At 73.6% G+C, this 25,817-nt stretch carries 28 protein-coding genes; 9 read left to right on the forward strand and 19 right to left on the reverse strand.

Features of this window, described 5'->3' with window-relative positions:
* Positions 1-27 precede the first annotated feature (27 nt).
* Genes AB0L25_RS30200 through AB0L25_RS30210 form a run of 3 tightly spaced genes read right to left on the reverse strand, consistent with a single transcriptional unit; the run spans position 28 to position 2,086 of the window.
* The gene (locus AB0L25_RS30200; RefSeq protein ID WP_500176123.1) at positions 28-792 is read right to left on the reverse strand and encodes an AIM24 family protein; all 765 of its coding nucleotides are present in this window, start codon (positions 790-792) and stop codon (positions 28-30) included.
* A gap of 2 nt (positions 793-794) precedes the next feature.
* A complete protein-coding gene (locus AB0L25_RS30205) occupies positions 795-1,448 on the reverse strand; it encodes an AIM24 family protein (RefSeq protein ID WP_500176124.1) in 654 nt (217 codons plus the stop codon).
* On the reverse strand, positions 1,448-2,086 hold the full coding sequence (locus tag AB0L25_RS30210) for an AIM24 family protein (RefSeq protein ID WP_500176125.1): 639 nt from the start codon (positions 2,084-2,086) through the stop codon (positions 1,448-1,450). Before AB0L25_RS30210 ends, AB0L25_RS30205 begins: the two co-directional genes overlap by 1 nt.
* 106 nt (positions 2,087-2,192) lie before the next feature.
* Between AB0L25_RS30210 and AB0L25_RS30215 the strand changes: the two genes are divergently transcribed.
* Both AB0L25_RS30215 and AB0L25_RS30220 read left to right on the forward strand, forming a co-directional pair.
* Positions 2,193-2,588 (forward strand): ABC transporter permease, encoded by a 396-nt coding sequence (locus AB0L25_RS30215; protein WP_500176126.1) that lies wholly within the window; start codon positions 2,193-2,195, stop codon positions 2,586-2,588.
* 103 nt (positions 2,589-2,691) lie between these two features.
* Positions 2,692-3,888 (forward strand): EAL domain-containing protein, encoded by a 1,197-nt coding sequence (locus AB0L25_RS30220; protein ID WP_500176127.1) that lies wholly within the window; start codon positions 2,692-2,694, stop codon positions 3,886-3,888.
* Between the two features lie 144 nt (positions 3,889-4,032).
* Here AB0L25_RS30220 and AB0L25_RS30225 read toward each other — a convergent pair whose 3' ends face one another.
* Together AB0L25_RS30225 and AB0L25_RS30230 are read right to left on the reverse strand one after the other, a co-directional pair.
* Positions 4,033-4,701 (reverse strand): response regulator, encoded by a 669-nt coding sequence (locus AB0L25_RS30225; protein ID WP_500176128.1) that lies wholly within the window; start codon positions 4,699-4,701, stop codon positions 4,033-4,035.
* The gene (locus AB0L25_RS30230) at positions 4,701-5,903 is read right to left on the reverse strand and encodes a sensor histidine kinase (protein WP_500176129.1); all 1,203 of its coding nucleotides are present in this window, start codon (positions 5,901-5,903) and stop codon (positions 4,701-4,703) included. Before AB0L25_RS30230 ends, AB0L25_RS30225 begins: the two co-directional genes overlap by 1 nt.
* Before the next feature lie 158 nt (positions 5,904-6,061).
* On the opposite strand from AB0L25_RS30230, the gene AB0L25_RS30235 reads away from it, so the two are divergent.
* Together AB0L25_RS30235 and AB0L25_RS30240 are read left to right on the forward strand one after the other, a co-directional pair.
* Entirely contained in the window at positions 6,062-6,247 is a 186-nt protein-coding gene (locus tag AB0L25_RS30235; RefSeq protein ID WP_500176130.1) for a hypothetical protein, read from the forward strand.
* 4 nt (positions 6,248-6,251) lie between these two features.
* A complete protein-coding gene (locus tag AB0L25_RS30240) occupies positions 6,252-6,800 on the forward strand; it encodes a hypothetical protein (protein ID WP_500176131.1) in 549 nt (182 codons plus the stop codon).
* Here the strand turns inward: AB0L25_RS30240 and AB0L25_RS30245 are convergent.
* From AB0L25_RS30245 to arcC, 12 genes are all read right to left on the reverse strand, one after another.
* Positions 6,797-7,576 (reverse strand): class I SAM-dependent methyltransferase, encoded by a 780-nt coding sequence (locus AB0L25_RS30245; RefSeq protein WP_500176132.1) that lies wholly within the window; start codon positions 7,574-7,576, stop codon positions 6,797-6,799. The genes AB0L25_RS30240 and AB0L25_RS30245 overlap by 4 nt on opposite strands.
* A 118-nt stretch (positions 7,577-7,694) precedes the next feature.
* On the reverse strand, positions 7,695-8,114 hold the full coding sequence (locus tag AB0L25_RS30250) for a metal-sulfur cluster assembly factor (protein WP_500176133.1): 420 nt from the start codon (positions 8,112-8,114) through the stop codon (positions 7,695-7,697).
* A complete protein-coding gene (gene sufU / locus AB0L25_RS30255) occupies positions 8,111-8,569 on the reverse strand; it encodes a Fe-S cluster assembly sulfur transfer protein SufU (protein WP_026406032.1) in 459 nt (152 codons plus the stop codon). Before sufU ends, AB0L25_RS30250 begins: the two co-directional genes overlap by 4 nt.
* 42 nt (positions 8,570-8,611) lie before the next feature.
* Positions 8,612-9,874 (reverse strand): cysteine desulfurase, encoded by a 1,263-nt coding sequence (locus tag AB0L25_RS30260; protein WP_500176134.1) that lies wholly within the window; start codon positions 9,872-9,874, stop codon positions 8,612-8,614.
* The gene (gene sufC / locus AB0L25_RS30265) at positions 9,871-10,638 is read right to left on the reverse strand and encodes a Fe-S cluster assembly ATPase SufC (RefSeq protein ID WP_500176135.1); all 768 of its coding nucleotides are present in this window, start codon (positions 10,636-10,638) and stop codon (positions 9,871-9,873) included. Before sufC ends, AB0L25_RS30260 begins: the two co-directional genes overlap by 4 nt.
* A gap of 14 nt (positions 10,639-10,652) precedes the next feature.
* Positions 10,653-10,970 (reverse strand): non-heme iron oxygenase ferredoxin subunit, encoded by a 318-nt coding sequence (locus AB0L25_RS30270; protein ID WP_026406035.1) that lies wholly within the window; start codon positions 10,968-10,970, stop codon positions 10,653-10,655.
* Positions 10,967-12,106, reverse strand: a complete 1,140-nt coding sequence (sufD, locus tag AB0L25_RS30275; RefSeq protein WP_500176136.1) for a Fe-S cluster assembly protein SufD — start codon at positions 12,104-12,106, stop codon at positions 10,967-10,969. Before sufD ends, AB0L25_RS30270 begins: the two co-directional genes overlap by 4 nt.
* Positions 12,106-13,518 (reverse strand): Fe-S cluster assembly protein SufB, encoded by a 1,413-nt coding sequence (gene sufB / locus AB0L25_RS30280; protein WP_500176137.1) that lies wholly within the window; start codon positions 13,516-13,518, stop codon positions 12,106-12,108. Before sufB ends, sufD begins: the two co-directional genes overlap by 1 nt.
* The gene (locus AB0L25_RS30285) at positions 13,515-14,336 is read right to left on the reverse strand and encodes a helix-turn-helix transcriptional regulator (protein WP_500176138.1); all 822 of its coding nucleotides are present in this window, start codon (positions 14,334-14,336) and stop codon (positions 13,515-13,517) included. Before AB0L25_RS30285 ends, sufB begins: the two co-directional genes overlap by 4 nt.
* Before the next feature lie 121 nt (positions 14,337-14,457).
* Complete coding sequence (locus AB0L25_RS30290) at positions 14,458-15,348, reverse strand: universal stress protein (protein ID WP_500176139.1); 891 nt, start codon at positions 15,346-15,348, stop codon at positions 14,458-14,460.
* Positions 15,345-16,829, reverse strand: coding sequence for an amino acid permease (locus AB0L25_RS30295; protein ID WP_500176140.1), 1,485 nt, complete (start codon positions 16,827-16,829; stop codon positions 15,345-15,347). The genes AB0L25_RS30290 and AB0L25_RS30295 overlap by 4 nt, the downstream gene beginning before the upstream one ends.
* A complete protein-coding gene (arcC, locus tag AB0L25_RS30300) occupies positions 16,826-17,761 on the reverse strand; it encodes a carbamate kinase (RefSeq protein ID WP_500176141.1) in 936 nt (311 codons plus the stop codon). The genes AB0L25_RS30295 and arcC overlap by 4 nt, the downstream gene beginning before the upstream one ends.
* A gap of 210 nt (positions 17,762-17,971) precedes the next feature.
* On the opposite strand from arcC, the gene AB0L25_RS30305 reads away from it, so the two are divergent.
* The 5 genes from AB0L25_RS30305 to polX all read left to right on the forward strand — a co-directional run bounded on the left by AB0L25_RS30305 (position 17,972) and on the right by polX (position 23,342).
* Entirely contained in the window at positions 17,972-18,898 is a 927-nt protein-coding gene (locus AB0L25_RS30305) for an ABC transporter ATP-binding protein (protein ID WP_500176142.1), read from the forward strand.
* Positions 18,895-19,692, forward strand: a complete 798-nt coding sequence (locus AB0L25_RS30310) for an ABC transporter permease (RefSeq protein ID WP_500176143.1) — start codon at positions 18,895-18,897, stop codon at positions 19,690-19,692. The genes AB0L25_RS30305 and AB0L25_RS30310 overlap by 4 nt, the downstream gene beginning before the upstream one ends.
* A gap of 15 nt (positions 19,693-19,707) precedes the next feature.
* Positions 19,708-20,643, forward strand: a complete 936-nt coding sequence (locus AB0L25_RS30315; RefSeq protein WP_500176144.1) for an EamA family transporter — start codon at positions 19,708-19,710, stop codon at positions 20,641-20,643.
* 128 nt (positions 20,644-20,771) lie between these two features.
* Positions 20,772-21,584, forward strand: a complete 813-nt coding sequence (gene prcB / locus AB0L25_RS30320) for a proteasome subunit beta (RefSeq protein WP_500176203.1) — start codon at positions 20,772-20,774, stop codon at positions 21,582-21,584.
* 39 nt (positions 21,585-21,623) lie between these two features.
* Positions 21,624-23,342, forward strand: a complete 1,719-nt coding sequence (gene polX, locus AB0L25_RS30325; RefSeq protein ID WP_500176145.1) for a DNA polymerase/3'-5' exonuclease PolX — start codon at positions 21,624-21,626, stop codon at positions 23,340-23,342.
* A 117-nt stretch (positions 23,343-23,459) separates the two neighbouring features.
* Here the strand turns inward: polX and AB0L25_RS30330 are convergent, their stop codons facing one another.
* Positions 23,460-24,461, reverse strand: coding sequence for a COX15/CtaA family protein (locus tag AB0L25_RS30330; RefSeq protein ID WP_500176146.1), 1,002 nt, complete (start codon positions 24,459-24,461; stop codon positions 23,460-23,462).
* Positions 24,462-24,523: 62 nt separating this feature from the next.
* Positions 24,524-25,732, reverse strand: coding sequence for a PrsW family intramembrane metalloprotease (locus AB0L25_RS30335; RefSeq protein WP_500176147.1), 1,209 nt, complete (start codon positions 25,730-25,732; stop codon positions 24,524-24,526).
* Between the last annotated feature and the right edge of the window lie 85 nt (positions 25,733-25,817).

Below are 25,817 nucleotides of genomic sequence, written 5' to 3' on the forward strand. Positions count from 1 at the left end.
CGCGTCCGTCCGGCACCGGCCGGCCGGTCAATCGTGCTGGCGTTCGGCGGCGAGGCGCTGGTTGATCGTGTGCTGGAGGCGCTGCAGCCCGGACGCGCCGACCATCCCGATCTGGCCCTCGAGGTCGCGCAGCAGGACGTCCTCGTTCATCACGACCTCGGACGACTGCATCAGCACGGTGCCCTGGCCGGTGAAGTCGAACTGGTGCTCCTCGCCGGACGCGCCCCCGATGCCGAACGCGGCCCGCGCGGCGCCGAGCACCCCCCGCATGTACGAGTGGTCGTAGTGGTGGCAGGGCGACGGGCAGTCGGCCCAGCCGAGCAGCGCCTGCGGGTCGACCCGGACGGGCGGCTCGACGAAGTGGACGGGCCCGTTCGAGGCGGCCACGAACCGGCCGGTGCCGATCAGCGTGAGGAAGCCCGGGATGATCGACTGCTTCAGTTCCAGGCCGGGCTCGAACGCCAGCAGGTTGCCGGCGCGGACCGTGAGGTTGCCGTCGTCGAGGTCGAAGGAGTTGACGTCGAAGCCCCGGTCGGCGAGCAGCAGCTTGCCCTGGCCCTGCGCGACGATCCAGTCCTGCGCGTAGAGCGGCGAGTTGAACGTGTGCGCGACGAGGGCGTCGAGGGGACCGGCCGACAGCGCCTCGAACCTGATCTGCCCGTAGTAGGCGATCATCTTGCCCTTCTGCGCGAACCACTGCCCGTTGAGGTCGACGCTGAAGGCGTAGGGGTTGACGTTGTCGTTGACCGGAAGCGTGCCGGCGTTCCAGGTCTGCGTGCCGTAGCTGGTCACGGTCAGATCTTCCTCTCGCTGGCCTGGACGTAGACGACGCCGGAGCCGCTCAGCTCGAGCTGGAACGCCTCGCCGGAGCCGCGGCCCACCAGGTCGCGGAGGCCGACGGCGGTGCTCAGCTTGTTCTGCACCTGGCCGCGGTGGGCGACGTACGCCTGCGGATCGACGTGGACGGGACGCTGCGGGGCGATCGGCATCTCCATCACGCCGCCGTGCGACAGCAGCGCGCAGGAGCCCTGTCCCGTAAGGGTGGTGGTGAACAGGCCTTGGCCGGTCACCGCGCCGCGGATGACGCCGCGGACGCCGCCCTGCTCGCCCATGAACATCGTCCCGACCTGCAGGGTCGCGTCGTGCACGAGGAGCCGGTCGGCCTCGACGAACAGCGTGTCGGAGCCGTCGAGCTCGACCGTGGTGACCTCCATGCCCGCGTACCCGAACATCACCTCGCCCTGCCCCGTGACGTGCATCATCGACGTGCGCTCGCCCGCGACGGCGCGTCCGAGCGTCTGGCCGAGGCCCTGCCCGGCGGTGGAGGACGGCGCGAACGACACCGGGCCGGTGTAGCCGAGCATCGCGCCGCGCCTGCTGTAGACCTCGCGCCCCGGCCCGACCCGCACCTGGAGCATCTTGGGGTTGATCGACTGGTATCCCGGCATCAGATCTCCAGAATTCCGCCGCGCTCGGCGGGCTGCACGTAGACCAGGCCGTGCCCCTGGTACCGGAACTGGACGCTCTCCCCGGACCCCTGGCCGAGGACGGTCCGGAAGTTGACGTCGGTGACGACGTCCTGCTTGAGCTGCCCGATGTGCCCGACGTAGGCGTGCGGGTCCACGCTCAGCGGCGCCTGCGGCGTCACCTCGAGGGCGATCGCGGGCCCGTCCGACAGGATCGCCGCGGTCCCGTGCCCGTCGACCTTGGTGGTCGCGAGGCCCTGCCCGGTGCCCATGCCGCGCAGCCCGACGAAGTGGACGCCGGTCTGCAGCCCGCCGTCCAGGGCGAGGAGGCTCTCGGACTCCACGAAGAGGGTGTCGCCGGCGAGCCGGACCAGCGTCACCTCGGTCGCCTCGCTCGCCAGGTACACCGTGCCCTGGCCGCTGATCTCCATGAGGGTCATGCTCTCGCCCGCGATCTTGCGCTTCAGCGCGCCCCGCAGCCCCTCGCCCCCGCTCATGCCCTGCCGCTTGAAGGCCATCTGTCCCTCGTAGGCGACCATGGAGCCGTTCAGCGCCCTGATCGACTCGCCCGCGAGATCGACGGCCAGCATCTTGGAGCCGTTCAATCGAAATTGCGCCACGGGCCGATAACATACCGGCCTGCCCCCGCCCAACCACAGGCATCGACCTCGAGCGGCCCGGCGCGTTGCGGGTGGGACCGCCCGGTGATCGGGGAGGATGGCCCCCATGTGGATCGCTCCCGAACGCCGCAGCATCAGCCGGTGGGCCGTCCCCGGCCTCGTCCTGGCCGCCGCGGTCGTGGTCGGCGCCGTGCTCGCCGCCGACGGCCGCACCGGCACCGGCCTGGTCGCGCTCTGCGCGCTCGCCGGGTATGCGGGGCTGCTGGCGCACCGCCGGCACGACGCCGGCCCGGCGCTCGGCGAGGGCTTCGGCACCGGGCACCGGACGCGCGCGCACCGGCGCGGCGCCGCCGTCACCGGGGACGTGCTGACGGTCGCGATCGTCGCGGCGCTGATCGTGCAGGCGCTGCGCGGCGCCGAGATCGCCCCGTACGCCTGGCTCGCCGCCCTCGCGGGCGTCACCTACCTGCTGGCGACGCTGTTCGCAGGACGCGACCTGTGATCATCGTTTATGATCATGCGGGGCACGCCTGACCTGGCAAATTATGCGTTAACAGTTCCTGACAACTGTGGTTTCGGGCGTTTAGAGGCGGCATCATGCGGATGTGTCAGCCCTTGATGTACTTCTCCCGGCCCGCGCGGTGTTCCACCCGGTCGTCGACCTGGGCACCGGCACCGTCGTGGCCGTGGAGGCGCACGCGGGCCCGACCGCGGACACGTCCGCCGGGCCCTTCCCGGACCCGGCCGGAGATCCCCGTGCCGACCCGTACGCCGCGCCCTCCACGCCCGCGATGTGGCCCGACCCGGCCGCCGACGACGTGCGCCGCGCGGTCGACGCGGCGGGCGCGGCGGCGGAGCTCGGCACGCGGCTGCCGCTGCTGATCGGCCTGCGCGCCGAGACCCTCGCCGCGGGCGAGCACGTCCTGTCCGACCTGCACCAGGGCCTGGGCTCGACGGGACGCCGCCCGAACGAGATCATCCTGTGCGCGACCGGCGGGTTCCCGCCCGGCATCCGGCCCGCGGTGGCGGCCGCGCTCGGCGGGCTGCGCCGCGCCGGCTACCTCGTCGGGCTCGCCGGGCTCGGCGCCGCGCACGCGCCCCTGGACCTGCTCGCCGACGTCGCCCCCTACCTGCTCAAGCTCGACGCCGACCTGGCCCGGCGGGCGCCCGGCGAGCCGCGCCGCTCCGCGCTGGCCGCGAGCCTGATGGACCTGGCGCACCGGCTGGAGACCCACGTGCTCGCGCCGGGCCTGGAGACCCAGGAGCAGGTGCTGCACCTGCGCGGGCTCGGCGCCCGGCTCGCGCAGGGGCCGGTGCTGGCCGGGCCGGAGTGGCGGCCGGGCATGCCGGTCAGCGTCCCCGTCGCGGCGCGCGAGGAGCCGGCGGCGCAGCTCCCGTACGCCTCGCTCGGGCCGCGCGTGTCGGAGTTCACGCTGCCGGCGATCACGATGCCGCACACGGCGACCGCCGACGAGGTGCTGGACGCGCTGAACGCCGAGAGCGGCGTCACCAGCATCGTCCTGGTGGACGACCGGCAGCGCCCGTACGCCACGGTGGACCGGACGCGCTTCCTGCTGCGGCTGTCGGGACCCTACGGGCACGCGCTGCACGCCAACCGGCCGGCCGCGCGGCTCGCCGATCCGCCCCGGCCGGTGCCGCGCACCGTCCCGGCGGTGGCGGCGCTGCGGGCGGCGGGCCGGGAGGACGAGCGGGTCTACGACGACCTGGTCGTGGTGGACGAGGTGGGCCGCTGCCTCGGCATCGTCCGGGTCGCCGACCTGATCCGCGGCCTGTCCCCCTGACCGGCACCGGCCCCGGGCGCCCCCGGCCGCCGCGCGCCGGGCACGTCGCGCGTGCGCCCCGGTCGGCGCGGCGCCGAGTGCGCCGCACCGTCCGCATGGACCGGCCGGCGGCGCGCTGAGCGGGCGTACGGCGGGGCGGGGGCGTCAGCCGGGATGCGGGGGACGGCCGGGGTCCGCCGGGCCGTCGGCGGCCGTCTCCTGCGCGAGGATGGCCGCCTGGACGCGGCTGCGCAGCCCGAGTTTCGCCAGGATGCGGCTGACGTGCGTCTTGGTGGTGGTCTCGGCCATGTCGAGGCGCGCCGCGATCTCCCCGTTCGACATGCCCTCGCCCAGGCACCGGAAGACGTCCCGCTCGCGGGGCGTCAGCTCCGCCAGCCCGGGGACGGGCTCCGGCACCGCCGGGCGCGCGGCGAACGCGCCGATCAGCCGCCGGGTCACCTTCGGGGCGATGACGCCCTCCCCCGCCGCCACCGTGCGCACCGCGTCGACGAGCCGGTCGGCGTCGACGTCCTTGAGCAGGAACCCGGCCGCACCCGCCCGCAGCGCGCCGAACACGTACTCGTCGAGGTCGAACGTCGTCAGCACGAGCACGTCGGTGAACCCGGCGATCTCCCGGGTGGCGCGGATGCCGTCCAGCCGCGGCATGCGCACGTCCATCAGCACCACGTCCGGGCGCAGCTCGCGGGCCAGCTCGACGGCCCGCTCCCCGTCGCCGGCCTCGCCGACGACCCGCACGCCCGGCGCGGCGCCCAGGATGAGGACCAGCCCGGCGCGCACCGCCGCCTGGTCGTCGGCCACCAGCACGTCGATCATCAGGTCGTCTCCCTCTCGGCGGGCGGGTCCACGGGCAATTCGGCGCGCACCCGCCAGCGGGAGCCGTCCGGCTCCGGCCAGGGGCCCGCGTCGAACCGCCCGCCCAGCAGCGTCGCCCGCTCCCGCATCCCGATCAGTCCGCTGCCGGTGCCCGGCAGCCGCGCGTCCTCGGCCCCGAGCGGGCTCAGCACGTCGATCGTCAGGCCGTCGCGCCCGTACTCGACCAGCACGTCGGCGCGGCCGGGACCGGCGTGCTTGAGCGCGTTCGTCAGCGACTCCTGCACGATCCGGTACGCGGCCAGCTCCACCGCCGCGGGCAGCTCGGGCGGCTCCCCGGCGATCCGCAGCCGGGCCGACAGGTCGGCGCGCGACGTGCGCGCCACCAGCCGTTCCAGCTCCGACAGCCGCGGCTGCGCGGGCGGATCGGCCTCGCCGCCGTCGCCGTCGCGCAGCAGCCCGATCATCCGGCGCATCTCGGCCAGCCCCTGCACGCTGTTCTCCCGGATCACCTCCAGCGACCGCTCCAGCGTCTCCCGGTCCAGGTCCCGGACCTTCAGGACGGCCGACGAGTGCAGCGCCACGGCGCTCAGGTGGTTCGCGACGACGTCGTGCAGCTCCCGCGCCATCCGGGCCCGCTCGGCGCCCACCGCGGCGCGCCGGTCGAGCTCGGCGAGCCGCGCGACCTGCTCGGCGCGCTGCCGCTCCGCCTCCGCCCGGAAGCGGTGCTCGCGGACCGCCATCGCGGTCAGCACCGGCGCGACCCAGGTGATCCCGGCGACCGCGCCCAGCAGCACCGCGATGGAGACGCCGCCCAGCAGGACGCCCACCGCCACCGTGGCGGCCAGGGTCGCCGCGACCGTCACGCCGAGGAGCCACTCGGCCGTCCGGCGCCGCCCGTACAGGCTCGCCGCGTACAGCGCGTCCCCGTAGATCATCAAGGTGGCGAGGCTCGGCCCCATCGCCACGTCGAGGAAGTTGAACGGCGTCGCCACCGCCAGCCCGGTGAGGGGCGCCGTCCGCCGCAGCAGCATCGCCGCGCACAGGCCCACCAGCGGGACGCACCGCAGCGCCAGGTTGGGCAGCCAGGCGTCCGCCCACTTGACGTAGCCGTCCGCGAGGATCATCAGCAGGCCGCCGACCAGCGCCGCGGCGGCGATGAGCGCGTCCTGCGGGGTGGTGAGGCGGCGGGCGGATGACGGCACGCCCCTATCTCAGCACCTCCGCGCCCGTGGTGCTTCCACCCATGTGAGGGCGGCGCGTACATCCTTCGGACGACCCGCGAAACCTCACCGCAGACGACGAATCCGGCCCCCCGCGTGTTCGACGATCGAGGGGTAACGCCAGTCGGAAGGAACGTGCAGTGCGCACCATCGGAACCATCGTCGCGATCGCGGGCCTGCTCTCGATCGTCAATCACGCCTTCGGCGGGAACCAGATGGACGTTCTGGAGTGGACGGACGCCCACCAGCCGCTCGCCGGAATCGGCCTCGGCCTGCTCGGCCTGGCCCTCTACGCCGCCGGCGCGGCCCTCTCCAGGGACCGGTGACGCCGTGCTCATCGCGATCATCGCCGCGTGCGAGATCGGCTTCTGGGTCGTCCTCGGCGCCGGGCTGCTCGCCCGCTACCCGCTGCGCAGGCGGCGCCTCGGCGGGCTGCTCCTGCTCTGCGTGCCGCTGATCGACGTCGTCCTGCTCGTCGCGACCGTCCTCGACCTGCGCCGGGGCGGCGAGGCGGGCTTCGCGCACGGGCTGTCGGCCGCGTACCTCGGCTACTCGATCGCGTTCGGGCACAGCATGGTCCGCTGGGCCGACGAGCGCTTCGCGCACCGGTTCGCGGACGGCCCGCCGCCGCGCGGGAAGCCGCAGGGCGGCCGGGCGCGCACCCGGTACGAGTGGCGCGAGTTCGGCAAGGCGGCCGCCGCCACGGCGATCGCCTGCGGCCTCCTCGTCGGCATGATCGCCATGGTCGGCGACGCCGAGCGCACCGCGGCCCTCTGGCAGTGGGCGGCCCGCCTCGGCGTCGTCCTGGCGATCTGGGCGATCTGGCCCGTCAGCCACACCCTGTGGCCGTCCAAGGCGCCGGAAGAGGCGAAGCGCTAGCCCCGCCGGGTCCGGACGGCCGTGGTGACGATCGGCAGGTCGAACTCGCCCGCGGCCGTCTCGGGCCTCCCCCGCAGGTAGTCGCGCACCCGCCCGAGCAGCTCGGCGCGTTCGGCGCCGTCCAGCACCAGCACGTGGCTGTGCGTGCCGACGGTCGCCGCCATCGACTCGGCCGTCCGCCGCTGGGCGTGCGGGAACTCGGCCCGCTCGATCTCCGGGAACCACCGCGTCGGCGGGATCGTCTTCGGCCGCCACCGCCGCAGCGACACGCTGCTGCGCGCGACCTCCTGCAGCCCCGCGACCCACGGCACGCGGTCGTCGTCCAGGTTCCACAGCCCCGCGAGCACCCCGCCCGGCGCGAGCACCCGGTGGATCTCGGGGAACGCCCGGTCGAGGTCGAACCAGTGCATCGCCTGCCCGACCAGGACCGCGTCAACGCTCGCGTCGCCGAGCGGGATCTCCTCCGCGCCGCCCCGCAGGGCGCGCACGCCGGGGAGCCCGCGGCGGAGCTCGGCGAGCATCGCCGGATCGGGTTCGACGGCCACGAGGTCCGCGGGGCGCAGGCCGTCCCGCAGGAGGACGCCGGTGAGCTTGCCGGTGCCCGCGCCGAGATCGAGCACCCGCGGCGCCCGTCCGCCGAGGGGCTCCAGCGCCCACCGCACCGCGGCGGCCGGATAGTCGGGCCGCTCCGCCGCGTACGCCGCGGCGTCGCCGCCGAACGAGGCCGCGCGCCGGGCCACGAGCTCGGGATCGCTGTCGGGAAATGCATCCTTCACATCGGACGACCCTACGCAAACGCCACGGCGGCGGGCGCACGGAGGGGCGGCGATCGCCGTCCCCGGAGACGCGCGGAGGCCGCGCCCCGGCGTGGGGCGCGGCCTCCGCGGATGCGCGTCAGACGTTGAAGCCGAGGGCGCGGAGCTGGTCGCGGCCCTCCTCGGTGATCTTGTCGGGGCCCCACGGCGGGAGCCACACCCAGTTGATCTTGACGTCCTGCACCAGGCCGTCCAGGGCGCTGTGCGCCTGGTCCTCGATCACGTCGGTGAGCGGGCAGGCGGCGCTGGTGAGCGTCATGTCCAGGGTGGCGACGCCGCCGTCGAGGTTCACCCCGTACACCAGGCCCAGGTCGACGACGTTGATGCCGAGTTCGGGATCGACGACGTCCTTGAGCGCCTCGAGGACCTCCTCCTCGGCGGCGGCGTCCGCGCCGGTGCCGGGCGCGGCGGCCTCGGCGGCCTCGGCGGCCTCGGCGGCCTCGGCGGTCTCGACGCCCTCGGTCTCGGTCGTCTCGGCGGTCTCGGTCGTCTCGCTCATGATGCCTCTCCCAGTGCGCGGGCGGTCGCGTCCTTCCACGCCATCCAGGCGAGGAGGGCGCACTTGATCCGTGCCGGGTACTTCGACACCCCGGCGAAGGCGACGGCGTCCTCCAGGACGTCCTCGTCCGGTTCGACGTCCTGGCCGCGGGACTGCATCAGCGCCAGGAACTCGTCGCCGACCTCCATGGCCTGCTTGACCGACTTGCCGATCAGCAGGTCGGCCATCACCGACGCGCTGGCCTGGCTGATCGAGCAGCCCATGGAGTCGTAGGAGACGTCCGCCACCGTGGCGTCCCGGCCGTCGCCGTCCAGGTGGACGCGCAGCGTCACCTCGTCGCCGCACGTCGGGTTGACGTGGTGCGCCTCACCCTCGTACGGCTCCCGCAAGCCCTTGTGCAGGGGATTGCGGTAGTGGTCCAGGATGACCTCCTGGTACATCGCCTCCAGCTGCATGTCGTCCTTTCCAAGCCTTTCTGGCTACAACCGGGGCGGCCCTCAGGCTGTTCCGAAGAACTTCTGCGCCTGCCGCACCCCGTCGGCGAGCGCGTCCACGTCCGCGAGGGTGTTGTACAGGTAGAACGTCGCCCGGGTGGTGGCGGGGATGCCGAACCGGCGGCAGATCGGCCACGCGCAGTGGTGCCCGACGCGGACCTCGACGCCGAGGTCGTCCAGCACCTGGCCGACGTCGTGCGGGTGGATGTCCTCGACGGTGAACGACACGGCCCCGCCGCGCGCCTCGGTGGTGCCCGGGCCGATGATCCGGACACCGGGGATCTCCGACAGCCGCTCGAGGGAGTAGGCGACGAGGGCCTCCTCGTGCGCGTGGACCCGGTCCATGCCGATGTCGGCGAGGTAGTCGCAGGCCGCGCCGAGCCCGATGGCCTGCGCGGTCATCGGGACGCCCGCCTCGAACCGCTGCGGCGGCGGCATGAACGTGGACGACTCCATGTGCACGAGCTCGATCATGGAACCGCCGGTGATGAACGGCGGCATGGCCTCGAGGAGCTCGCGGCGGCCCCACAGCACGCCGATGCCGGTGGGGCCGAGCATCTTGTGCCCGGAGAAGGCGAGGAAGTCGGCGCCGAGGGCGCGGACGTCCACCGGCTGGTGCGGGACCGACTGCGCGGCGTCCAGCAGGACGAGCGCGCCGACGGCGTGGGCACGCTCCACGATGCGATCGACCGGCGTGACGCTGCCGAGGACGTTCGACTGGTGCGTCAGCGCGACGATCTTCGTGCGCTCGCCGACCAGGTCGTCCAGGTCCGTCAGGTCGAGACGGCCCTCGTCGGTGATCCCGAACCAGCGGAGCGTCGCGCCGGTGCGGCGGCACAGCTCCTGCCACGGGACGAGGTTCGCGTGGTGCTCCATCTCGGACACCACGACCTCGTCGCCGGGGCCCACCCGGAAGCGCTCGGCCTCGGGCCCGGCCGTCGCGGCGTTGCTCATCGCGTACGCCACGAGGTTGATGCCCTCGGTGGCGTTCTTGGTGAACACGATCTCGCCGGGCGTCGCGCCGACGAACCGGGCGATGGACGCGCGCGCCTTCTCGTAGGCCTCGGTGGCCTCCTCGGCGAGCAGGTGGGCGCCGCGGTGCGGCGCCGCGTTGTGCCGCTCGTAGAACTCCCGCTCGGCGTTCAGCACCGCGACGGGCTTCTGCGAGGTGGCCCCCGAGTCCAGGTAGACCAGGGGCCGCCCGCCCCGGACGGTGCGCTGCAGGAGCGGGAAGTCCTTCTTCAGCTCCTCGGGCAGCAGTGTCATGCCGACGCGCCCGCCTTCACGTACTTCTCGTAGCCCTCGTTCTCCAGCTGGTCGGCGAGCTCGGGGCCGCCCTCGGCGACGACCCGGCCGTGCGCGAACACGTGCACGAAGTCCGGCTTCACGTAGCGCAGGATGCGCGTGTAGTGCGTGATCAGCAGGACGCCGGTGCCCGGGGCGGCGGAGAACCGGTTCACGCCCTCGGAGACGACCTTGAGGGCGTCGACGTCGAGGCCGGAGTCGGTCTCGTCGAGCACGGCGATCTTCGGCTTGAGCATCTCCAGCTGGAGGATCTCGTGCCGCTTCTTCTCGCCGCCGGAGAAGCCCTCGTTGAGGGAGCGCTGCGCGAACGCGGGGTCGATGGACAGCCCGTCCATCGCAGCCTTCATCTCCTTGGAGAACTCGCGGAGCTTCGGGGCCTCGCCGCGGACGGCGGTGACGGCCGAGCGCAGGAAGTTCGAGACGGACACGCCCGGCACCTCGACCGGGTACTGCATCGCCAGGAACAGCCCGGCGCGGGCGCGCTCGTCGACGCTCATGGACAGGACGTCCTCGCCGTCGAGCGTCACGGTGCCGGCGGTCACCTCGTACTTGGGGTGCCCGGCGACCGCGTAGGCGAGGGTGGACTTGCCGGAGCCGTTCGGCCCCATCAGCGCGTGGGTCTCGCCGGCCTGCACGGTGAGGTCGACCCCGCGCAGGATCTCCTTGGTCCCGTCGGTGCCTTCGGCGACGGAGACGTGGAGGTCGCGGATCTCAAGCGTGGCCATGGTGTTGTCGTTCCTTAGTCGTCGGAGCCGAGCGAGACGTAGACGTCGCCGTCCTCGACCTTGACCTTGTAGGTGGCGACCGGCTGCGTCGCCGGCGGGTTGGTGGGCTTGCCCGTGCGCAGGTCGAAGCAGGACCCGTGCAGCCAGCACTCGATGGTGCCGTTGTAGATCTCGCCCTCGGAGAGGGAGACCTCGGCGTGCGAGCAGATGTCGTTGACGGCGAACACCTCGTCGCCGCTGCGCGCGATCGCGACGGGCGTGTCGTCGACCTCCACGCCGAGCGCCCCGTCCGCCGGGACGTCGGCGAGCGCGCACACCTTCACGTACGTCACCGGTCACCGCCCCTCACGTCGAGCTCCGCCTCGATGGCCTGCCGGACCTTGTCGCGCACCTCGTCGACCTCGATGCGGTCGACGAGCTGGCCGAGGAAGCCCCGGACGACCATGCGCCGGGCCTCGTCGAAGGTGATGCCGCGGGCCTGCAGGTAGAACAGGTGCTCGTCGTCGAGGCGTCCGGACGCGGAGGCGTGCCCCGCGCCGGCGACCTCGCCGGTGAGGATCTCCAGGTTCGGCACCGAGTCGACGCGCGTCCCGTCGGTGAGGACGAGGTTGCGGTTCAGCTCGTAGGTGTCGGTGCCCTCGGCCTCGGCGCGGATGATGACGTCGCCGATCCAGACGGCGTGCGCGTCGGCGTCCTGCAGGGCGCCGCGGTAGTCGACGCGGCTGCGGCAGTGCGGGACGGTGTGGTCGACCAGGAGCCGGTGCTCGAGGTGCTGGCCGCCGTCGACGAAGTACACGCCGTACAGTTCGGCGTCGCCGCCGGGCGCCTCGTACGCGACGGACGGGGAGATCCGCACCAGGTCGCCGCCCAGCGAGATGTTGTGGGAGACGAACCGGGCGTCGCGGCCGAGCCGGGCGTGCTGGTGCGAGACGTGCACGCTGTCGTCGTTCCAGTCCTGCAGGCTGATCACCGAGAGGCGGGCGCCGTCGCCGACGACGAACTCGACGTTGTCGGCGTAGGTCGCCGAGCCGCGGTGCGCGAGCACCACGGTGGCCTCGGCGAACGGCTCCAGGATCACGGTGGTGTGCCCGTAGGCGGCGGCCGAGGCGTCCTCGCCGCGCAGCCGCAGGACGGTCGGCGCGGACGCCACCGCCTCCTTCGGCACGGTGACGACCGTGGCGTGCGCGAACGAGTTCCACGCCTGGGCGGAGACCCGGTCGGCCGGGACGTACGCCTTGCCGAGGCGGGCGTCGTCGCGGCCGACCGTCTCGACCGTCGCCTCCGGCGCGGCCTCGACGTCGACGATGACCTTGCCGCCGTCCTGCGCGGTCCCGTTGTGCAGGCCGTGGAGGCGGCGCAGCGGGGTGAACCGCCATTCCTCCTCGCGGCCCGTGGGGACCTCGAAGTCGCCCAGGTCGTACGACGCCTTGTCGTGCAGCGTCGAGAGAGGCTTCACGTCCAGCCCCATCAGCCGACGGCTCCTTCCATCTGCAGCTCGATGAGCCGGTTCAGCTCGAGGGCGTACTCCATCGGCAGCTCGCGCGCGATGGGCTCGACGAACCCGCGCACGATCATCGCCATGGCCTCGTCCTCGGTGAGACCGCGGCTCATCAGGTAGAACAACTGGTCTTCCGACACCTTGGAGACGGTGGCCTCGTGGCCCATCTCCACGTCGTCCTCGCGAACGTCCACGTAGGGGTAGGTGTCGGAGCGGCTGATCTGGTCGACCAGCAGCGCGTCGCACTTGACGGTGGACTTGCTGTGCTCGGCGCCCTCCTGGATCTGCACCAGGCCCCGGTAGGAGGTGCGGCCGCCGCCGCGCGCCACCGACTTGGAGATGATGTTGCTGGAGGTGTTGGGCGCGGCGTGCACCATCTTGGCGCCGGCGTCCTGGTGCTGGTCCTCGCCCGCGAACGCGATCGACAGGGTCTCGCCCTTGGCGTGCTCGCCGAGCAGGTAGACCGCCGGGTACTTCATGGTGACCTTGGAGCCGATGTTGCCGTCGACCCACTCCATGGTGGCGCCCTCGTAGGCGACGGCGCGCTTGGTCACCAGGTTGTAGACGTTGTTCGACCAGTTCTGGATGGTCGTGTAGCGGACGCGCGCGTCCTTCTTCACGACGATCTCGACGACGGCCGAGTGCAGGGAGTCCGACTTGTAGATCGGGGCGGTGCAGCCCTCGACGTAGTGGACGTAGGAGCCCTCGTCGGCGATGATCAGCGTCCGCTCGAACTGGCCCATGTTCTCGGTGTTGATCCGGAAATAGGCCTGGAGCGGGATCTCGACGTGGACGCCCGGCGGGACGTAGATGAACGAGCCGCCCGACCACACGGCGGTGTTGAGCGCGGCGAACTTGTTGTCGCCGACCGGGATCACGGAGCCGAAGTACTCCTGGAAGATCTCCGGGTGCTCGCGCAGGCCGGTGTCGGTGTCGACGAAGATGACGCCCTTCTCCTCAAGGTCCTCGCGGATCTTGTGGTAGACGACCTCCGACTCGTACTGGGCGGCGACGCCGGCGATGAGGCGCTGCTTCTCCGCCTCCGGGATGCCGAGCTTGTCGTAGGTGTTCTTGATGTCCTCCGGGAGCTCCTCCCAGGAGGCGGCCTGCTGCTCGGTCGACCGGACGAAGTACTTGATGTTGTCGAAGTCGATGTCCGACAGGTCCGAGCCCCAGGTCGGCATCGGCTTCTTGTCGAACAGCCGCAGCCCCTTGAGGCGCAGGTCGAGCATCCAGTCCGGCTCGTTCTTCTTACCCGAGATGTCGCGGACGACGTCCTCGTTCAGGCCGCGGCGGGCCGAGGCTCCGGCCTCGTCGGAGTCGGCCCAGCCGAACTTGTACCTGTCGAGCCCTTCCAGCTCAGGGTGGGCTGCCGTAGTCATAGGGGCGTCCTCCCGGACTCCTCGTCACTGGTCAGTGTGCTTGCGGGGGTCTCACCCGCGTCCCCCGGCCCGTCCGACGGTTCCCCGGCGGCGTCCGTCCCGTCCCCGCACAGGGAGCGGGGGCTGACGTGGGTGGTGCAGATGCCGTCGCCGTGGGCGATCGTGGCGAGCCGCTGGACGGGGGTGCCCAGCAGCCGGCTGAACGCCTCCGTCTCGGCCTCGCACAGCTGCGGGAACTCCGCCGCCACGTGCGCGACCGGACAGTGGTGCTGGCACAGCTGCTCGCCGCCGCCCGGCTGCGGGGCCTTCGCGGCGGCCGCCGCGTAGCCGTCCCCGGACAGCGCCTCGGCGAGCGTGCGGACCCGCTGGTGGGGCGGGGCCGCCTGCACGACGGGCCGGTAGCGCCGCTCGAGGTCGGCGATCTGGCGCCGGGCGAACTCGGCGACCGCGTGGGCGCCGGCCGTCTCGGCGATGAAGCGCAGCGCGCTGGTCGCCAGGTCGTCGTAGGCGTGCACGAACGCGCTGCGTCCCGCGTCGGTGATGGCGAACCACTTGGCGGGGCGCCCGCGGCCGCGCCGCGTCTGCGGCCGGGCCCGGCGGACCTCGATCATGCCCTCGGCCAGCAGCGCGTCCAGGTGCCGGCGGATGGCGGCCGGCGTGAGGCCGACCCGCTCGCCGAGCGCGGACGCGGTGACGGGGCCGTGCTCGAGGATCAGCCGGGCCACCCGGGCGCGGGTGTCGCGCTCGGTCCCGGCCGGAGACGGCACGCCGGACGGCCGTGTCACCACGGCCTCCGCGCTCGCCCGATCCTCGCTCACGTTTTTCACAACATCAGTGTGCCGTAATTCCTTCCCGCGAAACACCGCTTTGTCGATGTCGTGGCTCACGCAGGTAAGCCTTACCTAAACAGGTCGTCCGCCCCGGTTCACGTGCGGTTCATCACCGGGGCGCGACGCGCGGGAGCATCAGCACCGGACAGGACGCCGAGCGCACGATCTTGCCGGAGCTCTCCCCCAGGAAGACCCCGCGCAACGGGCCGTGATGCCCGGACTGGCAGGTCAGAACCTCGCCCGGCAGCATATCGACCGCCGCGAGGGCCTTGCCCACGCTCACCCCGGTGACCGCCTCGGTCGTCACCGGGACGCCGTCCACCGACCCGGCGGCGCGGGCGAGGTCCTCCTCGGCCCGTTCCCGCTGCCGCTCCAGGATCTCGCCGGAGTCCCGGAACCGCGCGGCGACCCCGGGCGGCCGGAGCACCAGCGTGAGCAGCCGCATCGGGACGTCCAGCGCCGCGGCCCACCCGGCGGCGACGGCCGGCGGGCCCTCGGCCTCCCGGAGCCGCCAGTACGCGGCCGTGAGCCGCTCCAGCCGCGGGGGCGCCTCCGCCCCGTAGCCGCGCGGCGCCATGAGGACCGGCACCGGCGAGCCGTGGAGGAGCTGGTCGGCGGTGCTGCCGACGGCGATCCGCCCGCGCCGCCCGCGCGGCGCGGAACCGATCACGACCACCCCGGCCTCGACGTCCTCGGCGACCTCGATGAGCCCGCGGCCGCTGCCCCGGTGCGCGTGCACCCGGGCCTCGACGCCGGCCTCCGGGACCCCCAGCTCCGCGAGCCGCACCGCCGCCGCCCGGACGACCTCGTCCGCGCGGCTCCGCAGGTAGGCGAGCCATTCGGCGTCCACCGACCCGGGCCCGCGGGCGGGCCACGGCGGCGGGTGGACGTTCGCCGCCGTCACCCCCGCGCCCGTGGCGCGCGCGACGAGCGCGGCGAGGACGAGCGCGTCGTCGCCGCGCTCGTCCGGGGAGCACCCGACCAGCACCCGCGCCGTCATGCCCCCGCCCCCCTCCCGAGCCGCGAGTGGCGGCGGCCGTAGGCGAAGTACGCGGCGAGCCCGGCGAGCCCCCACAGCAGGAACACGACCCACGTGACCCCGCCGAGCCCCACCATCAGGTACAGGCAGAGGGCCACGCCGAGCAGCGGCGTGAGCGGGTACAGCGGGGCCCGGAAGGACCGCGGCAGGTCGGGCCGGGTCCGCCGCAGGACGATCACGCCGACGTTGACGAGCGCGAACGCGAACAGCGTCCCGATGCTGGTGGCGTCCACGAGGCGGCCCAGCGGGACGAACCCGGCGAGCAGCCCGATGAACGCCGCGACGATGACCGTGTTGGCGACCGGCACCGACCGCCTGGGGCTCACCCGCTGGAAGACGGGCGGCATGAGCCCGTCCCGCGACATCGCGAACAGGATGCGAGTCTGCCCGTACATGACCGTCAGGACGACGCTCGCGATCGCGATCACGGCCCCGATCGACAGGACGGCCGACGGCCACGCGGCGCCGGTGGCCGCGTCGAGCACGTTCGCCAGGGACGCCTCCGAGTCGTCCTCGCCGAACCGCGTCCAGTTCATCGCGCCGACCGCGGCGAGCCCGACCAGGACGTACACGGCGGTGACGATCGCGAGGGACAGGACGATCGCCAGCGGCAGGTCGCGGCGCGGGTTCTTCGCCTCCTCGCCGGCGGTGGAGGCGGCGTCGAAGCCGATGTAGGAGAAGAACACCTTCGACCCGGCCGCGCTGATCCCCGCCCAGCCCATCGGCGCGAACCCGTCGAGGTTCCCGGACCGGAACGCGGTGAAGGCCACGGCGCAGAAGAACAGCAGCACGCCGATCTTGAGGAACACCATGACCGTGTTGGCGGCGGCGGTCTCGGACGCGCCGCGCAGCAGCAGGAACGCCGCCAGCGCCACGACGACGACCGCGGGGACGTTCACGATGCCGCCGCCGCCCGGCGGGTCGGCCAGTTCCGCGGGGATCGTGAACCCGAGCGTGGTGTCGAAGAAGGCGCTCAGGTAGGCGCCCCAGCCGACCGCGACCGCCGACACCGACACCCCGTACTCCAGCAGCAGGCACCAGCCGCACACCCACGCGACCAGCTCGCCCAGCGTCGCGTACGCGTACGAGTAGGACGAGCCGGAGACCGGGATCGTCCCGGCCAGCTCGGCGTACGACAGCGCCGAGAACAGCGCGGTGACCGCCGCGAGGACGAACGACGCGACGACCGCGGGGCCCGCGAGCGGCACCGCCGACCCGAGCACGACGAAGATGCCGGTGCCGAGGGTCGCGCCCACGCTGAACAGGGTGAGCTGCAGCAGCCCCATCGTCCGCCGCAGCTCCCCGCCCGCGCCGCGCCCGCCCTCGGCGACGATCCGGTCGACCGGCTTCGTGCGCAGCAGGCTCCGCGCGAACCCGCCGGCGCCGGACGCGGAGGGAGCGGACGGGCCGGAGGGGCCGGACGGCGGGGAGGGCGCGGTCAAAGCGTGCTCTCCAGCGGCCACGTGGCGTTCGGCGTGACGATCGTCCCGGCGACGCCGTCGAGGATCTCCGCGCACTCGTCGAGCAGCCCGATCGCCGCCATGTCGCCCGTCCGCTCCACGAACCGGCAGGCCGCCTCCACCTTCGGCCCCATCGACCCGGCGGGGAACTCCTCGCCGCGCAGTTCGTGCGGGGTGGTGTGGGTGATCTCCTCCTGCTCGGGGGTGCCGTACCGCCGCATCACCCGCGGGACGTCCGTGAGGATCAGCAGCGCGTCCGCGTCCAGGCTCTCGGCCAGCACCGACGCGGTCAGGTCCTTGTCGATCACCGCCTCGAGGCCCTCCAGCCGTCCCACGTCGTTGCGGAACACCGGGACGCCGCCGCCGCCCGCGCACACCACGACCGTCCCGAGCCGCACCAGCTCGCGGATCAGCCGGGTCTCGATGACGCGCTGCGGGTGCGGCGACGGGACGACGCGCCGCCAGTGCTCCCCGTCCTGCCGGATCGTCCACCCGTAGTCGGCGGCGAGCTTCTCCGCCTCGTCCCGCTCGTACACCTGCCCGACGAACTTGGTCGGGTCCTCGAACGCCGGGTCGACCGCCGACACGAGCGTCTGCGTGATCATCGCCATCACCTGGCGGCCGGGCAGCGCGTTCTGCAGCGCCTGCAGGATCCAGTAGCCGATCATCCCCTGCGTCTCCGCGCCGACGGTGTCGAGCGGGTACGGGCGGGTCAGGTTCGGGTCGTTGACGCTCTCCAGCGACAGCACGCCCACCTGCGGCCCGTTCCCGTGCGTGACGATCAGCTCGTGCCGCCGGGCGAGCGGGGCCAGCGCCCGCACCGCGCGGTTCACGTTGGCGCGCTGCGGCCCGTCGTCGGGCGACTCGCCGCGGCCGACGAGCGCGTTGCCGCCCAGCGCGACGACCACCCGCATGATCAACACCCCCCGGTCGCGCGATTCCCCCGGCGCCGCCGCCGAAACCCCGCCGGGCGCGGCCGTCCGGTCCGGCGTCCCGTCCGGCGGCCGGCCTCCGTCCCGCCCCCGACCTGCCCGCCTGTCCGGCCGCCCCCGCGGCGGGCGCGTGGAGGCGGGCATCCGGAGGCGGGCGCCGAGCGGTCCGCGCCTCGTCCTAAACTCGTGGGCATGACACCCCCGGGAGACGGCGCCGTCGAGCTGGAGTCGCTCGTGAAGCGCTACGGAGCGGCGACGGCCGTGGACGGGCTGTCGCTGCGCGCCGCCCGGGGCGAGGTCACCGCGCTGCTCGGCCCCAACGGCGCCGGGAAGACCACCACGATCGAGATTTGCGAGGGGTTCCGCCGGGCCGACGCGGGAACGGTCCGCGTCCTCGGCCTGGACCCGGCCGCCGACGCCCGCGCGCTGAAGCCGCGGGTCGGGGTGATGCCGCAGTCGGGAGGCGTGCCGGGCACGGCGCGCGCCGCCGAGTTCCTCGAGCTCGTCGCGTCCTTCCACGCCGCGCCGCTCGACCCGGCCGCCCTGCTGGCGCGGCTCGGCCTCACCGAGCACGCCCGCACCCCGTTCCGGCGGATGTCGGGCGGGCAGCAGCAGCGGCTGTCGCTGGCCGTCGCGGTCGTCGGCCGTCCCGAGCTGGTCTTCCTGGACGAGCCCACCACCGGCCTCGACCCGCAGGCCCGGCGCGCGACCTGGGACCTGATCGGGGAGCTGCGCGCCGCCGGGGTGTCGATCGTGCTCACCACGCACAACATGGACGAGGCCGAGACCCTCGCCGACCACGTCGTGATCGTCGACCACGGCCGGGTCGTCGCCGAGGGCGCCCCCGCGACCCTCACCGGCGCCGAGCGGCAGCTGCGGTTCCGCGCCCGTCCGGGGCTCGGCCTGGAGGAGCTGCTGTCGGCTCTGCCCGCCGGGTGCGCGGCCAAGGAGTCGCCCGCCGGGCACTACCTGATCGAGGCGGACGTGCGGCCCGAGCTGCTGGCGACCGTCACCGCGTGGTGCGCGTCGCACGGCGTGCTGACCGAGGACCTGCGGATCGAGCGCCGCACGCTGGAGGACGTCTTCCTGGAGCTGACCGGACGGGAGCTGCGCGCATGACGGTCGGGGAGGCGCGGGCGGAGTCGTCCGCCGCGCTGGACTTCACGCCCGCGCCGGGCGCGGTGCCGCTGCCGCGGATGATCCTGGCGCAGACGGCGTACGAGCTGCGCGCGATGCTGCGCAACGGCGAGCAGCTGCTGCTCACCATGATCATTCCGGTGGTGCTGCTGGTGCTGTTCGCCGCCACCTCGCTGCTGGACCTCGGCCCCGGCAGCCGCGTCGACTTCCTCACCCCGGGCGTCCTGGCGCTCGCGGTGATGTCGACGGCGTTCACCGGCCAGGCGATCGGCACCGGCTTCGAACGCCGCTACGGGGTGCTGAAGCGGCTCGGCGCGACGCCGCTGCCGCGCGCCGGGCTGATCGCCGCCAAGACCCTCTCCGTCCTCGCCGTCGAGGTGATCCAGGCCGCGCTGATCTGCGCCGTCGCGCTCGGGCTCGGCTGGGAACCGCACGGCGACCCGTTCTCGGTGCTCGCGCTGCTGCTGCTCGGCACCGCCGCGTTCAGCGGGTTCGGCCTGCTCATGGCCGGGACGCTGCGCGCCGAGGCGACCCTCGCGGCGGCGAACCTCGTCTACGTCCTGCTGCTGGCCGTCGGCGGCGTGGTATTCCCGCTGGACAAGTTCCCCGAGGCGGTCCGGAGCGCGCTGGAGCTGCTGCCGATCTCCGCGCTGGCCGAGGGGCTGCGGGACGTCCTGCGGGACGGCGCCGCGTTCCCCGGCGGCCCGCTGCTCGTCCTCGCGGTGTGGGCCGTCGCCGGACTCGCCCTCGCCGCCCGGTTCTTCAAGTGGGAGTGATTGCGGAAGTGACGCATGGCACTGGCTGAGGCGCCCGGCTCCCACGGCTGCGCGACCCGGGCGCCCGGCCGGACGAGGCCGCTGTCGCTCGGATCCGTCCCCCCGCCCGCGCTGATCCTGCTCGGCATCATCTCCGTGCAGGTCGGGGCCGGTCTCGCCAAGAACCTGTTCGACCGGCTGCCACCGAGCGCCGTCGTGACGCTGCGGCTGCTGACCTCGGCGATCGTCCTGGCGTTCCTGGCCCGCAAGGCGCTGCGGACCCTCCTGCGGGACCACACCCGGCGGGACCTCGCGATCGCCGCCGGGTTCGGGCTCGCGCTCGCCGGGATGAACTTCTCGATCTACCAGTCGTTCGCCCGCATCCCGCTGGGCGTCGCGGTGACGATCGAGTTCCTCGGGCCGCTGAGCGTGGCGCTGCTCGCGTCCCGGCGGCCCCGGGACGCCCTGTGGGCGCTGCTGGCGGGCCTGGGCGTGGTGATGCTCGCCCGGGGCGGCGGCGACCTCGACCCGGTCGGCATCGCGTTCGCCCTGGTCGCCGGGGTGTGCTGGGCGGCCTACATCCTGCTGACGGCCGCGACCGGGCGGCGGTTCGCCGGCTCGTCCGGGCTGGCCGTCGCGAGCATCGTCGGCACCGCGGCCGTCCTGCCGATGGGCGTCGCCGAGGGCGGCGCGGAGATGCTCGACCCGCGGCTGCTGCTGATCGGCCTCGGCGTCGGGCTGCTGTCGTCGGTGATCCCGTATTCGCTCGAGCTGGAGGCGCTGCGGCGGATGCCCGCGCGGGTCTTCGGCGTCCTGATGAGCCTGGAACCGGCCGCCGCCGCGCTCGTCGGCGTCGCCCTGCTCGGCGAGATCCTCAGCGGGCGACAGTGGCTCGCGATCGTCTGCGTGGTCGTGGCCAGCGTGGGAGCCACGCGGAGCCAGAAGGACCCGCCCGAGGCGCCCGAGGCCTGACGGCCCGTCCGGGCCCGGACGGGCGCGCCGGTGGCGACCGCGCGCCCGGGCGTGGAAGGATCGGGACGGGACCACCTGCAATCGACCGGATTGGAGTCCGCGTGATCGGCCGGAACGAGGACCAGGGGATGCCGCCGGAGTACTTCGAGGCGGGATCGGCGTCGTTCGTGGACTTCCTGCGCCTCCACTCCCCCGACCTGCTGCCCGTCAACCGGGTGCCCGGCGCCGGGACCGTGCCCGACCTGCCGCACGGCACGACCGTCCTGGCGCTGACCTTCCCGGGCGGCGTCATGATGGCCGGGGACCGCCGCGCCACCCAGGGCAACCGCATCGCCTACCGCGAGCTCGACAAGGTCCAGCGCGCCGACGAGTACTCGGTCGTCGCGTTCGCGGGCACCGTCGGGCTGGCGCTGGAGATGGTCCGGCTGTTCCAGGTCGAGCTGGAGCACTACGAGAAGATGGAGAGCGCGCCGCTGTCGCTGCCGGGCAAGGCCCGGCGCCTCGGCGCCGTGATCCAGGCGAACCTCGCGCAGGCGCTGCAGGGCCTCGCCGTCGTCCCGTTGTTCGCCGGGTACGAGGAGCGCACCGGCACCGGACGGATCTACACCTACGACATCACCGGCGCGCCGCAGGAGGCCCGCGACTACCACGCCGACGGCTCCGGGTCCCCGTACGCGCTGGGGGCGCTGAAGAAGCTGTACCGCCCGGACCTGTCCGAGCGGGACGCCGCGACCGTCTGCGTGCAGGCCCTCTACGACGCCGCCGACGACGACGCCGCGACCGGCGGCCCCGACACGGCCCGCCGGATCTACCCGACGATCGCGGTCGTCACCGACGACGGCTACCGGGCGCTCGGCGAGGACGAGGTGGCGGAGATCGTCGACGAGGTCGTGACGGGCCGCATGGAGAACCCGGACGGCCCCGTGGCGCCGCTGCGCTGACCGCCGGAAACGTCGGACCCGCCTCGTAACATCGACCGTATGGCACGGGCGAACGACGAGGCTGCGGCCCTCATCCAGGAACTGGCGGACCTGCTGTCCATCACGGGCGGCGACGCGTTCAAGATCAGGGCGTACGAGAAGGCGGCGCGGGCGATCGCCGGTCATCCCGACGACATCTCCGGCCTCGACCTGGCCGGGCTGCGCAAGATCCCCACGGTCGGCGACGCGATCGCCAAGAAGGTCCTCGACTACACCGCCACCGGGACGATCCGGCAGGTGGAGGAGCTGCGGACGCAGATCCCCGCGGGCGTCCGAGCGCTCACCGCGATCCCCACCCTCGGCCCCAAGAAGGCCCTCGCCCTCTACGAGGAGCTCGGCGTGTCGTCGGTGGAGGAGCTCGAGACCGCCATCGGCGCGGGCCGGCTGCGCGGCCTCAAGGGGTTCGGCGCCAAGACCGAGGAGAACATCCTGCGCGGCATCGAGCTGATGCGCGGCTCCGGGGAGCGCGTGCTCGTGGACGCCGCCGCGGGCATCGCCGACGAGGTCGTCGCGGCCCTCTCCGGGCTGCCGCAGGTGGAGCGCTGCGAGCACGCCGGTTCGCTGCGCCGGATGCGCGAGACGATCGGCGACGTGGACGTCCTCGTGGCGTCCACCGACCCGCACCCGATCATGGAGGCGTTCGCCGCGCTGCCGATCGTCCACGAGGTGATCGCGAGCGGCGACAAGAAGACCTCGATCCGCACGGCGAAGGGCCTGCAGGTCGATCTGCGGGTCGTCCCGCCCGAGTCGTGGGGCGCGGCCCTGCAGTACTTCACCGGCTCGCAGGCGCACAACATCCGCACCCGCGAGATCGCCGTGAAGGCGGGGCTGAAGCTGTCAGAGTACGGCCTGTTCGACGCCGAGTCCGGCGAGCTGATCGTCTCCGAGACCGAGGACGAGGTGTACGAGCGCCTCGGGCTGCCCTGGGTGCACCCGACGCTGCGGGAGGACACCGGCGAGATCGAGGCGGCCCTCGCGGGCGGGCTCCCCCGTCTCGTCACCGTCGACGACCTGCGCGGCGACCTGCACAGCCACACCGACCTCACCGACGGCATCGCCCCGCTCGAGGACATGGTCGCCGCCGCGGCGGCCCGCGGCCTGGAGTACTACGCGATCACCGACCACGCGCCGAACCTGTTCATGCAGCGGATGACCGACGAGAAGATGCTCGCCCAGCGCGAGCAGGTCCGCCGGCTCCAGGCGTCCTGGCCGGACCTGACGCTGCTGCACGGCACCGAGCTGAACATCGACCCCGACGGCGGCGTCGACTGGGACGCCGACTTCCTCGCGGGCTTCGACATCTGCGTCGCGTCGATCCACTCCCACTTCACGCAGGACCAGGAGGCGATGACGCGCCGTCTCGTCCGGGCCTGCGAGAACCCGCACGTGCACGTCATCGGGCACCCGACCGCCCGCAGCATCGGCCGCCGCCCGCCCGTGGACGCCGACTGGGACGAGGTGTTCCGCGCGGCCGCCCGCACCGGCACCGCCCTGGAGATCGACTCGTTCCCCGACCGGCTCGACCTCCCCGCCGACCTGATCCGCCGCGCCAAGCGCCTCGGCGTGAAGTTCTCCGTCGACACCGACGCCCACTCCGTCGGCCACCACCGCAACATCCGCTACGGCGTCGGCACCGCCCAGCGCGGCTGGCTCACGCCCGACGACGTCATCAACACCTGGCCCCTCGCCCGCCTCCGCGAGTTCCTCAAGAAGACCTGACCGTCCACCGGCCGCCGTCGATCCCGCCGCCCCGTGCGGGGCCGCGTCGTCCCGCTGCCCGCCCGCACGGCGGTGGCCTGCGCGGACGAGCACGTCCGGTGCGGGGCCGCCGGCGCGTCAGGCGGGCTGGGGGGTGTGGAGAGCGGGTTCGGTGGGGCCGGGCGCCAGGTCGGCGGCGGCGCGGGGGCCGCGGTCGCGGAAGGCGAAGAACAGGCGGAACGCGGCGACCCACATCAGGACCGCGCCGAACATGTGCAGGACGACCAGGACGGCGGGGACGCCGAGGAAGTACTGGACGTAGCCGAGCGCGCCCTGCGCGACGATGAGCACGAGGAGTTCGTGGACGCGGCGGCGGGCCGCGGCGGGCGCGTTCGTCCGGTGAAGGGCCACGGCGATGACCACGGTCAGCACGCAGACGGCCCAGGCGGTGAGGCTGTGGATCCGGGTGACGTCGGTGATCTCGAAGCCGTAGCGGCGCGACGAGGCGTCGCCGGCGTGCGGGCCGGTGCCGGTGACCACCGTGCCGGCGACGAGGACGACCGCACTGGCGGCCAGCAGCGCGCCGCCGAGGGCGCGGATCCAGGGGGCGACGAGGGGGCGGGGCGGCGCGTCGCCCTCGCCCGCGCGGATCCACAGCGCCACGCAGAAGATCAGCAGGGCCGGGGAGACGAGGAAGTGCAGGCCGACGGCCGCGGGGTGCAGTTCGGTCAGGACGACGATGCCGCCGATGACGGCCTGCGCGACGACGCTCATCGGCTGCGCGAGCGCCCACCAGACCAGGTCCTTGCGGCGCGGGACGAGGCGGAGCGCGGCGATGAACACGAGCATCCCGACGGCCAGCACCACGAAGGTGATCATCCGGTTGCCGAACTCGATCGCCATGTTGACGGTCTCGTGCTCGGGATGCGGGGTGGGGACGAGGCTGTCGCCAGTGCACTTTGGCCATTCGGGGCAGCCGAGCCCGGACTCGGTGACGCGGACGGCGCCGCCGCTGGCGACGATGAGCACGTTGCCGATGACGCCGAGCAGTGCGAGCAGCCGGAACGCACCCGCCGTCGGACGCCACACGGCGTCCCGCGCGCGGATCAGCGGGTTGGGGGTCGACTCTCGCTTTGTCACGCCGACCATGCTATGGCCGCCCCCGCGCACCCGTGACCCAACCCCCCGGGAGCGCCGCCGGGTCACCGTTTCCGCAGGTCGGGCGGGAGGAAGCCGGACGGCCCGCGCGGGGCCCACGGCGGTCCGCCGGGGGCCCGGGGCACCTGCGGGGTGCGCAGGAACGCGTGCCGGGCCAGTGCCATGAGGTTGAGCAGGGCGTCGCGCCGCGCGGTGAACCAGTGCGGGTCGGCGACGCCGCGGTCGGCGCGCTTGTGCAGCAGGGCCAGCTCGGTGGCGGCGAGCTGGTAGTCGACCATGGCGCGGCCCGCGGGCGGGCCGCCGACGGCGCGGGCCCAGCGGCGGGCGGCGCGGCGGGCCGGGATCGAGCGCAGCATCCGGACGTCCGCGGCGGTGACGAGCCCGGTCGCGGCGTACAGCGGCAGGTACGTCTCGATGCGGCGGACGGTGCTGCGGCGCTCGACGGCGACGATGACGATCAGCCCGACGAGGATGCAGAAGTCCAGCAGGTACACGACGCCGAGCCCGGCGAGGCCCGTCGAGGCGGCCCCGTTCCACAGGCCGTGCAGGATCATGGCGCCCAGCAGCCCGGCGAGGGGGGCGAGGAGCTGGCCGCGGCGGTGCGTGGCGGCGTAGGCGACGCCGAGGCCGGTCATGGAGGTGAACAGCGGGTGGCTCAGCGGCGCGACGAGCCCGCGGAGGATGAAGACGGCCTGGAGCTGCCGGGCGCCGCCGTCCTCGAACGCCCGCATGTAGTAGGTGACGTTCTCCATCATCGCGAAGCCGAGGCCGACCATCGCGGCGTAGATCAGCCCGTCGGCGAACCCGTCGATCTCGTTGCGGCGCAGCCACAGCATGCCGAACAGGACGGCGCCCTTGAGCGTCTCCTCGATCACGGGCGCGCCGAACGTGGCGCTGACGAAATGGCCGTCCGCCTCGCCGAAGATCGGGACGGTGACGTAGAGCAGTCCCGCCGTGTTCAGGACCAAGGCGCCCAGGACGGCTACGCCCGCGCCCCACATGAACGCGAACACGAGCGCGCGGGGCGGCTCGGGCTCCAGCCGGTCCAGGGCGAGCGCGAGCGCGATGAGCGGCGGGATGGGCAGCACGGCCAGCAGGAGGCCCACCCAGAAGCCGCCCTCGCCGGACAGGACGTCGACGCCGAGGGCGACGACGGCGCACAGCCCCGAGACCGTCAGCCCGGCGATCAGGCCGACCGGTGGGCGCCCGGGGATCCGCCCCTCGAGCACCGCCTTCGGGTCCACGCGCGCCATGACGTGAGCGTAACCGGCGCCCGGTCACGACGCTAAGACGGGACGGTCACGCTGCGTGATCGTGCTGTCCGGGCGCGGGAGGCCG

Source organism: Spirillospora sp. NPDC052242 (assembly GCF_040679555.1).
Lineage (GTDB): Bacteria > Actinomycetota > Actinomycetes > Streptosporangiales > Streptosporangiaceae > Spirillospora.

What these genes read in the sequence shown, in the direction of transcription:
- AB0L25_RS30205 (WP_500176124.1), bottom strand. Translation starts at nt 1,448, where the DNA reads ATGCCGGGATACCAGTCGATCAACCCCAAGATGCTCCAGGTGCGGGTC.
- AB0L25_RS30215 (WP_500176126.1), top strand. Translation starts at nt 2,193, where the DNA reads ATGTGGATCGCTCCCGAACGCCGCAGCATCAGCCGGTGGGCCGTCCCC.
- AB0L25_RS30225 (WP_500176128.1), bottom strand. Translation starts at nt 4,701, where the DNA reads ATGATCGACGTGCTGGTGGCCGACGACCAGGCGGCGGTGCGCGCCGGG.
- AB0L25_RS30250 (WP_500176133.1), bottom strand. Translation starts at nt 8,114, where the DNA reads ATGAGCGAGACGACCGAGACCGCCGAGACGACCGAGACCGAGGGCGTC.
- sufU (WP_026406032.1), bottom strand. Translation starts at nt 8,569, where the DNA reads ATGCAGCTGGAGGCGATGTACCAGGAGGTCATCCTGGACCACTACCGC.
- AB0L25_RS30260 (WP_500176134.1), bottom strand. Translation starts at nt 9,874, where the DNA reads ATGACACTGCTGCCCGAGGAGCTGAAGAAGGACTTCCCGCTCCTGCAG.
- sufC (WP_500176135.1), bottom strand. Translation starts at nt 10,638, where the DNA reads ATGGCCACGCTTGAGATCCGCGACCTCCACGTCTCCGTCGCCGAAGGC.
- sufD (WP_500176136.1), bottom strand. Translation starts at nt 12,106, where the DNA reads ATGGGGCTGGACGTGAAGCCTCTCTCGACGCTGCACGACAAGGCGTCG.
- sufB (WP_500176137.1), bottom strand. Translation starts at nt 13,518, where the DNA reads ATGACTACGGCAGCCCACCCTGAGCTGGAAGGGCTCGACAGGTACAAG.
- AB0L25_RS30290 (WP_500176139.1), bottom strand. Translation starts at nt 15,348, where the DNA reads ATGACGGCGCGGGTGCTGGTCGGGTGCTCCCCGGACGAGCGCGGCGAC.
- arcC (WP_500176141.1), bottom strand. Translation starts at nt 17,761, where the DNA reads ATGCGGGTGGTCGTCGCGCTGGGCGGCAACGCGCTCGTCGGCCGCGGC.
- AB0L25_RS30305 (WP_500176142.1), top strand. Translation starts at nt 17,972, where the DNA reads ATGACACCCCCGGGAGACGGCGCCGTCGAGCTGGAGTCGCTCGTGAAG.
- AB0L25_RS30310 (WP_500176143.1), top strand. Translation starts at nt 18,895, where the DNA reads ATGACGGTCGGGGAGGCGCGGGCGGAGTCGTCCGCCGCGCTGGACTTC.
- AB0L25_RS30315 (WP_500176144.1), top strand. Translation starts at nt 19,708, where the DNA reads ATGGCACTGGCTGAGGCGCCCGGCTCCCACGGCTGCGCGACCCGGGCG.
- prcB (WP_500176203.1), top strand. Translation starts at nt 20,772, where the DNA reads ATGCCGCCGGAGTACTTCGAGGCGGGATCGGCGTCGTTCGTGGACTTC.
- polX (WP_500176145.1), top strand. Translation starts at nt 21,624, where the DNA reads ATGGCACGGGCGAACGACGAGGCTGCGGCCCTCATCCAGGAACTGGCG.
- AB0L25_RS30335 (WP_500176147.1), bottom strand. Translation starts at nt 25,732, where the DNA reads ATGGCGCGCGTGGACCCGAAGGCGGTGCTCGAGGGGCGGATCCCCGGG.